This is a genomic window from Amycolatopsis sp. NPDC051372, assembly GCF_040682095.1.
Classification (GTDB): Bacteria; Actinomycetota; Actinomycetes; order Mycobacteriales; family Pseudonocardiaceae; genus Amycolatopsis.
The window spans coordinates 62858-72267 of the sequence record NZ_JBFBAF010000047.1; the positions used below are offsets into that span (position 1 = coordinate 62858).

Here is a 9410-nt window from a genome sequence, read left to right on the forward strand (position 1 = left end):
GCCGAGCGGTGCGCGGACCCCAGCCCGAGGACACACCCGTGGACACACACGAGATCACCGAACGATTCCTGCGCCATTACGAGGAGAAGGGGCACACCCGCGTGCCCAGCGCCTCGCTGATCCTCGACGATCCGAACCTGCTGTTCGTGAACGCCGGCATGGTGCAGTTCAAGCCGTACTTCCTCGGTGAGGCGCCGCCGCCGTACTCGCGCGCGACCAGCGTGCAGAAGTGCGTGCGCACGCCCGACATCGACGAGGTCGGCAAGACGACGCGGCACAACACGTTCTTCCAGATGGCGGGCAACTTCTCGTTCGGCGACTACTTCAAGGAAGGCGCCATCGAGCTGGCCTGGGAGCTGATCACCGGGCCGCAGTCCGAGGGCGGCTACGGGCTCGACCCCGACCGGATCTGGGCGACCGTGTTCGAGGACGACGCCGAAGCGGCGGGGCTGTGGCGCAAGCTGACCGGCCTGCCGTCCGAGCGCATCCAGCGGCGCGGCATGGAGGACAACTTCTGGTCCATGGGCATCCCCGGCCCGTGCGGACCGAGCTCCGAGATCTACTACGACCGCGGCCCCGAGTACGGCCGCGAGGGCGGGCCCGTCGCGGACGAGGACCGCTACATCGAGATCTGGAACCTGGTGTTCATGCAGAACATCCGGGGCGAGGGTGCGGGCAAGAAGAGCTTCCCGATCCTCGGTGACCTGCCGGCCAAGAACATCGACACCGGCATGGGTGTCGAGCGCGTCGCGACGATCCTGCAGGGCGTCGAGAACGTGTACGAGACCGACCTCGTCCGCCCGGTGATCGGCCGCGCCGAGGAGTTCTCGGGCCGGCGCTACGGTGCCAACCACACCGACGATGTCCGCTTCCGCGTGATCGCCGACCACGCGCGCACCGGTGTGCTGCTGATCGGCGACGGCGTGACGCCGGGCAACGACGGCCGCGGCTACGTGCTGCGCCGGCTGCTGCGCCGCATCGTCCGCTCCACGCGCCTGCTGGGCGTGCAGGAGCCGGTGCTGCAGGCGTTCGCCGAGGTCGTGCGCGACACGATGGGCCCGACGTACGCGAACCTCGTCACGGATTTCGACCGCATCTCCGAGGTCGTGCGCGTGGAGGAGGAGGCGTTTCTCGCCACCCTCACCAGCGGTTCGCGCATCTTCGACCTCGCGGCGGCCGAGACGAAGAAGTCCGGGGGCGACCTCCTCGCGGGCGACAAGGCGTTCCAGCTGCACGACACCTACGGCTTCCCGATCGACCTCACCCTCGAGATGGCGGCAGAGCAGGGCCTGACCGTCGACGAGGACGGGTTCCGCACGCTCATGGAAGAGCAGCGCACCCGGGCGAAGGCCGACGCGGCGCAGCGCAAGCACGGCCACGGCGACCTGTCGGAGTACCGCAAGCTGCTGGAGCGCAACGGCGAGACCGAATTCCTCGGCTACACGGACCTGCAGGCGTCCGCGAAGGTCGTCGGCCTGCTCGAAGACGGGCAGCCGGTGCGCAGCGTCGCCGCGGGCCACAAGGCCGAGCTGGTGCTCGACCGCACGCCGTTCTACGCCGAGAGCGGTGGCCAGGTCGCAGACATCGGCGTGCTGCTCGGCGACGGCGTCAAGATCAACGTGCTCGACGTGCAGAAGGTCGTGCCGGGTCTGTTCGTGCACCGCGTCGAGGTCGCCGAGGGCGAGGTCGGCATCGGCACCGAGCTCACCGGCTCGGTGGACGGCGCGCGGCGCCTGTCGATCGAGCGTTCGCACTCGGCGACGCACCTCGTGCACGCGGCCGTGCGCGGGGCCTACGGCAAGCGCGCGGCGCAGGCCGGTTCGCTGAACTCGCCGGGCCGGATGCGGTTCGACTTCACCACGCCCGCCTCGGTGTCGACCGACATCCTCACCGAGGTCGAGGAAGAGGTGAACGACTACCTGCAGACCGACGTCGAGGTGCAGAGCTACATCACCACCAAGGACAAGGCGCTCGAGCTGGGCGCGGTCGCGCTCTTCGGCGAGAAGTACGGCAACGACGTGCGCGTGGTCGACATGGGCGACTACTCGCGCGAGCTGTGCGGTGGCACGCACGTGGACCGCATCGGCCAGCTGGGCCTGGTGAAGCTCGTGGGCGACTCTTCGATCGGGTCGGGGGTGCACCGCGTCGAGGCGCTGGTCGGCCCGGACGCGCTCAAGCACGTGCGCAAGGAGCAGCTGCTCGTGTCGCAGCTGGCGAACACGTTCAAGGTGCCCACCGACCAGCTGCCGGGTCGCATCGAGGACGTGCTTTCGCGGCTGAAGAACGCGGAGAAGGAGATCGAGCAGCTGCGCACGCAGCAGGTGCTCGGCTCGGCGGGCGCGCACGCCGACAAGGCGCACGACGCCGGCGGCGTGTCGGTGGTCGCGGAGGTCGTGCCGGACGTCGACGGCAACGGGCTGCGGGCGCTCGCGTCCGACGTCCGGGGCCGGCTGGGCGACCGGCCCGGCGTGGTGGCGCTGTTCGCGCCGTCGGGCGACAAGGTGGCGTTCGTCGTCGCGACCACGGCCGCGGCGCGCGACCAGGGCATCGCGGCGGGCAAGCTCGTGCCGTCGTTCGCCGAGGCCATCGGCGGCCGCGGCGGCGGCAAGCCCGACATGGCGCAGGGTGGCGGCAGCAACCCGGCCGGCGCGCAGCAGGCCGTCGAGGCGCTGCGTGCGGCGGTCGCCGGCGTTGGCCGCTAGCTCCCGGCGGGGTCCGGATCGGCCCGGTGAATCCGATCCGGGCCGCGGCAGGCGGCTCGGGGTCGATGTCGGGTCTGTCCGGGTGGGGGTGGCGCTGAGCGATCCCGCCCCCATCCTCGCGAGCCCGCTCGTTACCCTCTCCCGTGATGCAAAGGACGACAGCGATCTGGACAAGCTTGCCGAACTCGTCACCGAACACGAGGTGGTCGAGGTGATCGTGGGCTTGCCGAAGACACTGGCGAACCGAGCCGGACCCGCCGCGCAGATCGCGGTGGAGTACGCCGACAAGCTGGTCACGCGGGTCGGCGACGTGCCGGTGCGCCTCGCCGACGAACGGTTGACGACGGTCACGGCGTCCCGAATGCTGTCCCAGCGGGGGGTCAAGGGACGCAAGCAGCGGGCGGTGGTCGACCAGGCCGCCGCCGTCGAGATCCTGCAGGCTTGGCTCGACGCCGCCGCCGCGCAGCGCGCCCGGAAAGGCGAGTCATGACCGAGCCCCGCGGTCCCGAGGACCAAGGCGGCCGCCGACGGTTGCGCGATCCCGGCACCCCACCGCCGGGCGGGCCCCGGCGCGCCCGCCGGACGCCGCCCCCGTCCGGCGCCCACGAGCTGCCGCCGCGTTCCCACCACGCCGCGCCCGAGCCGTACGACGAGGCCCCGCCGCCCCCGTCGAGCGGCGGCCGACGGCGCCGTCGCGAGACCTCGGACGAGGTGCCGCCTCCTCCGCAAGCCCCTCCGCCGGGCCCACCGCCCGCCACCGGCCGTCGCCGTCGGCGCGATCCCGCCGACGTGCCTCCGCCCGAGCCGCAGCCTTCGGGTGACCCCCGCCATGGCGATCTGCCGCAGCCGTCCGGTGACCCGCGGGGTGCTGGTGACATGCCGCCTCCGCCACCGGGCCCGCCGCCCGCCGCGCCGCGTCGCCGTCGCCGGGCCGAGCCGGGCGAGGTGCCTCCGGCACCCCCGCGCCGCCGTCCGCGCTCGGACACCGGTGACCTGCCGCTGCCCGGCGACCCCGGCCCTTCGCGTCCGCTCCGCCGCCCCGCCGCCCCTCCGGACGGCTCCATGCCCCCGGACCCGCGGTTCGCCAGCCCGGTCGATGGCTCCATACCGCCGGATCCGCGTTTTGCCGGTCCTGTGGACGGTTCGATGCCGCCGGATCCGCGTTTCGCCGGCCCGGTCGACGGTTCGATGCCGCCCGACCCGCGGTTCAACGGCCCGGTCGATGGCTCTATGCCGCCGGACCCCCGGTTTGCCGGCCCGCCTGACGGCTCCATGCCTCGCGACCCCCGTTTTGCCGGTCCCGTCGACGGTTCGATGCCGCCCGACCCGCGCTTCGCCGGCCCGCCCGACGGCTCCACGCCGCCCGACCCGCGGCTCGGCCGGCCGGGTCCGTCGCCGAGGCGCAGGCCGCAGCCGGTCGAGCACCCGACCGACGTGATCCCGGCCGTGCCGGACTCGGCGCCGCAGGAGCGTGAGCAGCTCGACGATCTGTTCGGCGACGACGACTACGACGACGAGTACCGCGAAGACGGCGAGTACGACCAGGCGTACGACGACGAGGAGTACGGCGAATACGAGGACGCCGAGTACGAAGACGAGGAGTACGCCGAAGAACCCGCGCCCGCCAAGAAAAAGAAGAAGCGCAAGCGCAGCAAGCGCGCGCTGGGCTGGGTCGCGGCGCTGCTGGTCCTCGTGGTCTTCGCCGGCGGCGCGTACTACGGCTATCAGAAGATCTTCGGCTACAACGACTTTGACGGCACCGGCGAAGGCAGCGCGCTCATCCAGGTCGAAGACGGCGACACCACCTCGGCGATCGGCGGCAAGCTGGTGGACGCGGGCGTCGTCGCGAGCACCTCGGCGTTCGTGAAGGCCGGCGCGGAGAACACCGCGCTGAGCCGGATCCAGCAGGGCTACTACCTGCTCAAGCAGCACATGTCCGGCGAGAGCGCGGTGTCGCTGATCACCTCGCCGGCCGCGCACGTCGGCCGGCTGGAGATCCGTCCGTACATGCAGCTCGACGACGTGAAGCAGCCCGGCGACAAGGTCGCGCCGGGTGTCTACTCGCTGATCTCCAAGGCCTCGTGCGCCGAGCTCGACGGCAAGAGCACCTGCGTCTCCACGGACGCGTTGCGCAAGACCGTCGCGGACGCCGACCTCAAGACGCTCGGCGTGCCCGACTGGGCGGTGGACCCCGCGCAGAAGGCCCTGAGCAAGGACAAGCGCATCGAAGGCCTGATCGCGCCGGGCCTCTACGACGTCAAACCGGGCTGGACCGCGTCGGAGCTGATCACGAACATCGTGAAGCAGTCGGCCTCGGCCATCCAGGCCGCGGGCTTGAGTGCCCAGAGCACCGGGCCCAAGCAGACGCCGTACCAGACGCTGATCGTCGCGTCGCTCATCGAGCGCGAGGCGATCACCCCCGACTTCCCCAAGATCGCGCGGGTCATCTACAACCGGCTCGACCAGAAGATCAGACTCGGCTTCGACTCGACCGTGAACTACGTGGTCGACAAACCGACCTTGCTCACGAGCAAGGCGGATCGAGAAGCTCCGGGGCCGTACAACACGTACCTGAACTACGGTCTCCCGCCGACCCCGATCGGGGTGCCCAGCACCGACGCCATCAAGGCGGCGCTCGACCCGCCGGACGGCGACGAGCTGTACTTCGTGAAGTGCGAGAAGGACGGGCACTCCTGCTTCGCCTCGACGCTGACCGACCACAACAAGAACATTGATCTGGCGCATTCCCGTGGCGTCTTCTGACGGGCCCCGCAAGGCCGCGGTGCTGGGCAAGCCGGTCGAGCACTCGCTTTCGCCGGTGCTGCACCGCGCGGCGTTCGACGCGCTCGGGCTCACGGGCTGGACGTACGAGCGCGTGGAGACCGGCGCCGACGAGCTGCCCGGGTTCGTCGACGGGCTCGGCCCCGAGTGGGTCGGCCTGTCGGTGACGATGCCGGGCAAGCGCCGCGCGCTCGACCACGCGGCCGAGGTCACGCCGCGCGCGGCGGCGGTCGGTGCGGCGAACACGCTGGTGCGCGTCGAGGGCGGCTGGCTCGCCGACTGCACCGACGTCGACGGCGTCACGGGCGCACTGCGGGCCGCGGGTGGGTACACGCCTTCGCCAGGTGACCGGGCGGTGGTGCTCGGTGCCGGTGGGACGGCGGCGGCCGCGGTGGTCGGGCTCGCCGCACTGGGCGTGGCGTCCGCGAGTCTCGTGGTGCGGGAACCGGCGCGGGCAGGGGAGACGCTCGACGCGGCCAAGAGCGCGGGCCTCGACGTCGAGGTGCTCCGGTGGTCCGAAGTGGACTTCCCGGCGCTGTCGGCGCGCACGGCTGTGCTGGTGAACACCGTGCCACCGGAGGCGGTGCTGGCTCAGGTCTCCGCGCTCGCGGGCGTGCCCAGCGTGCTGGACGTGATCTACCACCCGTGGCCGACGCCGCTGGCCGAAGCCGTCGCCGCTCGCGGTGGCCGGCTCGCGACGGGGCTGGACATGTTGCTGCACCAGGCGTTCGGCCAGGCGGAACACTTCACGGGCCGGCCCGCGCCGCGTGAGGAGATGCGGGCTGCCCTGCGGGCGGCGACCGGGGACATCCTGCCGCTGCCGATTTCCTGAGGCGCGCCGGCGGCCGAGTCGCTATTCTGGCCGACTGCCCATTCGCCGTTGATCAGGGGGGGTCCATGCCGTCCACGAGCCAGCAGCCGCACACCGACGACGAAATCCGCGCGTCCTGGGTCGACGAGCCGCCGTGCCTCGACACCACGGTGACCCTCGCCGAGTACGACTCACAGTGGCCGGTGTTGTTCGAACGCGAAGCTGAGCGAATCCGCACAGCGCTGGGGGAGAAGGTGGTGCTGCTCGAACACGTCGGGTCCACTTCGGTTCCCGGCCTCGCCGCCAAGCCGATCATCGACATCCTGCTGGAAGTCCCGGACTCCGGCGACGAGGACGCCTACGTGCCGGCGCTCGAAGCCGCCGGCTACCGGCTCGTGATCCGCGAGCCGGACTGGGAGAAGCACCGCTGCTTCACCGGGACCGACCCGAAGGTCAACCTCCACGTCCATTCCCCGGGCAACGGCCAGACCGAGCGATACCTGCTCTTCCGTGATCGGATGCGCACACATCCTGAAGAGCTGGCGACATACCTTGCGAAGAAACGCACACTGGCTGCGAAAACCTGGACCTACATCCAGCACTACGCGGACGCCAAGAGCGAGGTCATCGACGAGATCGTCGGCCGCGCTCGCGCCGCGCGACTCGAAACGGCGCAGTACGACGGGTTCAGCCTGGCCTACGCCGAGCACGCGGCGAACAGCGTCACGAATGCGCTGTACGACCGCCCGGCGATCGTGGAGCTGGCCGGTGACGTGGCCGGCAAACGGGTGCTCGACGTCGGGTGCGCGGCGGGTCACCTGAGCGCGTTGCTCGCCGGCCGCGGTGCCGACGTGCTGGGTGTCGACGTGAGCGAAGGCCTGATCTCCTTGGCGCGCAAGGAGTTCGGTGACCTGGCGAAGTTCGAGGTCGCGGACATCGCGAAGACACTGTCCCTTGAGGACGGTTCGATCGACGTCGTCACCGGGTCCCTTGTCCTCCACTACCTGGAGGATTTCGGACCGACGTTGTGCGAATTCCACCGCGTGTTGCGCCCGGGCGGACAGCTCGTGTTCTCCGTGCACCACCCCGGCGAGGACTGGCACTGGTTCGAGCGCGAGAACTACTTCGAAACCGAGCTGCTTGACGACGAGTTCGTGCTCGGATCCAACCATCAAGCGGTGCAGTTCTACCGCCGGCCGCTCAGCTGGACGTTCGCCGCGGTGCGCGCCGCGGGGTTCACCGTCGACGGGCTGGTGGAACCGATGCCCGTGGCCGAGGCCGACGAGGCCGACCCGCGGATCGCGAAGGGGCTGCGGACGAAGCCCCGGTTCCTGTACTTCCGTTGTGTGGCAGGAGAAGCATGATCCTGGAATGCCGTGCGGTACTGTTCGACGTCGACGGGGTGCTGGTGGACTCCACAGCTTCGGTCGAGCGGTCGTGGACGCGGTGGGCGCGAGAGCACGGGCTGGACCCGGCGGCCGTGCTCGAGGGGGTGCACGGCCGCCGGTCCACGGAGACGGTGCGGATGTACCTGCCCGAAGCCCAAGCCGGCGAAGGCCTACGCTGGATCGACGAGCTGGAGATCGGCGATGCCGGCACCACCGTCGCGATCCCCGGCGCGGCCGAGCTGCTCGCGAGCCTGGCGGGGAACTGGGCCGTGGTCACGTCGGCGTCGCGGCCGTTGCTCGAAGCCCGGCTCGCCGCCGCGGGCCTGCCGCTCGCGCCCGTGGTCGTGACCGCCGCCGACGTGTCGCGGGGCAAACCGGACCCCGAGGGCTATCTGCTCGGCGCGCGGCGGGTCGGCGTACCGATCGAGGAGTGCGCGATCTTCGAGGACAGCGGCAACGGCCTCGCCGCGGCGGTGGCGGCTGGCCCCGCCGCCGTCGTGGGCGTGGGCCGCGGCGCGCTGGACTCGCCCGTGGTCCAGGACCTGGCCGGGATCCGCTGGTCCGGCGCCGGCTTGCGGGTGGACGCTGTTCTGCGCGCGTGAGCGGACTACGGTGGGGCGCATGAAGATCGCGATCCTCGACGACTACCAGAACGTCGCGCTCAGCTACGCCGATTGGGACTCTCTCGGCGCCCACATCGAGGTCTTCACCGAGGCCTTCACCGGCCCCGACGACGTGGTCCGGAAGCTGGCCGGTTTCGACGTCGCCGTGGCGATGCGTGAGCGCACGCGGTTTCCGGCGGAGGTGCTCGATCGACTGCCGGATTTGCGCCTTTTGGTGAGTACCGGCCGTCGCAACGCGGCGATCGATGTCGCCGCGGCGAAGCGCAACGGGGTCGTCGTGTCGGCGACGGGTTACCTCGGCCCGCCGACGCTGGAGCACACGTGGGCGTTGATCCTGGCCGCGGCGCGGAACCTGCCGGCGGATGTGCGGTCGATGCGGGAAGGCGGGTGGCAGGTCGGGGTCGGGACCGTGTTGAGCGGGAAGACGCTGGGCCTGCTCGGGCTGGGGCGCCTGGGGAGTGCTTCGGCGAAGATCGGGCAGGCGTTCGGGATGGAGACGATCGCGTGGAGCCCGAATCTGACGCCCGAGAAGGCCGCGGAACACGGGGTGACGGCTGTCGGCAAGGAAGAGCTGTTCGAGCGTAGTGATGTGTTGTCGGTGCACGTGGTGCTGTCCGACCGCAGCCGCGGCCTGGTCGGCGCCCCCGAACTCGCCCGCATGAAGCCGTCCGCGCTGCTGGTCAACACCTCACGCGGCCCGATCGTCGACGAGGCCGCGCTGCTGGCCGCCTTGCGGGACAAGAAGATCGCGGCCGCGGCGCTCGACGTGTACGACGTGGAACCCCTGCCCGCCGACCATCCGATCCGCGGCCTCGACAACGTGATCCTCACGCCCCACGTGGGCTACGTCAGCCGCGAAACCTACGAGATCTTCTACCGGGATGCGGTGGAGGATATTGCGGCTTTTCAGGCTGGGGAGCCGATTCGCGTTATGGGGTGAGGGGTTTGGGGCCTCGCGGGGCGGGTTGCGGTGGGGGTGTGGGTTCTTGGGCCTCGCGGGGCGTGTTGCGGTGGGGGGTGCACCCCGAAGCTGGATTGTGTTGACGGCCGGTGACGTGTTGTCAAGGCGGGAAAGCGTGCCTTGACAACACGTCGCCGGCCGCAA

General features: G+C 70.9%; 7 protein-coding genes. All 7 read left to right on the forward strand.

Features of this window, described 5'->3' with window-relative positions:
* Window positions 1–38 precede the first annotated feature (38 nt).
* On the forward strand, window positions 39–2702 hold the full coding sequence (gene alaS / locus AB0M56_RS45465; protein WP_364188367.1) for an alanine--tRNA ligase: 2664 nt from the start codon (window positions 39–41) through the stop codon (window positions 2700–2702).
* Window positions 2692–3192, forward strand: coding sequence for a Holliday junction resolvase RuvX (gene ruvX, locus AB0M56_RS45470; protein ID WP_364188370.1), 501 nt, complete (start codon window positions 2692–2694; stop codon window positions 3190–3192). The genes alaS and ruvX overlap by 11 nt, the downstream gene beginning before the upstream one ends.
* Before the next feature lie 782 nt (window positions 3193–3974).
* Window positions 3975–5465: an endolytic transglycosylase MltG gene (gene mltG / locus AB0M56_RS45475; RefSeq protein WP_364188373.1), complete on the forward strand. Its 1491-nt coding sequence runs from the start codon at window positions 3975–3977 to the stop codon at window positions 5463–5465.
* Window positions 5452–6315: a shikimate dehydrogenase gene (locus AB0M56_RS45480; protein WP_364188376.1), complete on the forward strand. Its 864-nt coding sequence runs from the start codon at window positions 5452–5454 to the stop codon at window positions 6313–6315. The genes mltG and AB0M56_RS45480 overlap by 14 nt, the downstream gene beginning before the upstream one ends.
* 65 nt (window positions 6316–6380) lie before the next feature.
* The gene (locus tag AB0M56_RS45485; RefSeq protein ID WP_364188379.1) at window positions 6381–7658 is read left to right on the forward strand and encodes a GrpB family protein; all 1278 of its coding nucleotides are present in this window, start codon (window positions 6381–6383) and stop codon (window positions 7656–7658) included.
* Window positions 7655–8284 (forward strand): HAD-IA family hydrolase, encoded by a 630-nt coding sequence (locus AB0M56_RS45490; RefSeq protein WP_364188382.1) that lies wholly within the window; start codon window positions 7655–7657, stop codon window positions 8282–8284. The genes AB0M56_RS45485 and AB0M56_RS45490 overlap by 4 nt, the downstream gene beginning before the upstream one ends.
* A gap of 19 nt (window positions 8285–8303) precedes the next feature.
* A complete protein-coding gene (locus AB0M56_RS45495) occupies window positions 8304–9245 on the forward strand; it encodes a D-2-hydroxyacid dehydrogenase family protein (protein ID WP_364188385.1) in 942 nt (313 codons plus the stop codon).
* The last annotated feature ends 165 nt before the right edge of the window (window positions 9246–9410 follow it).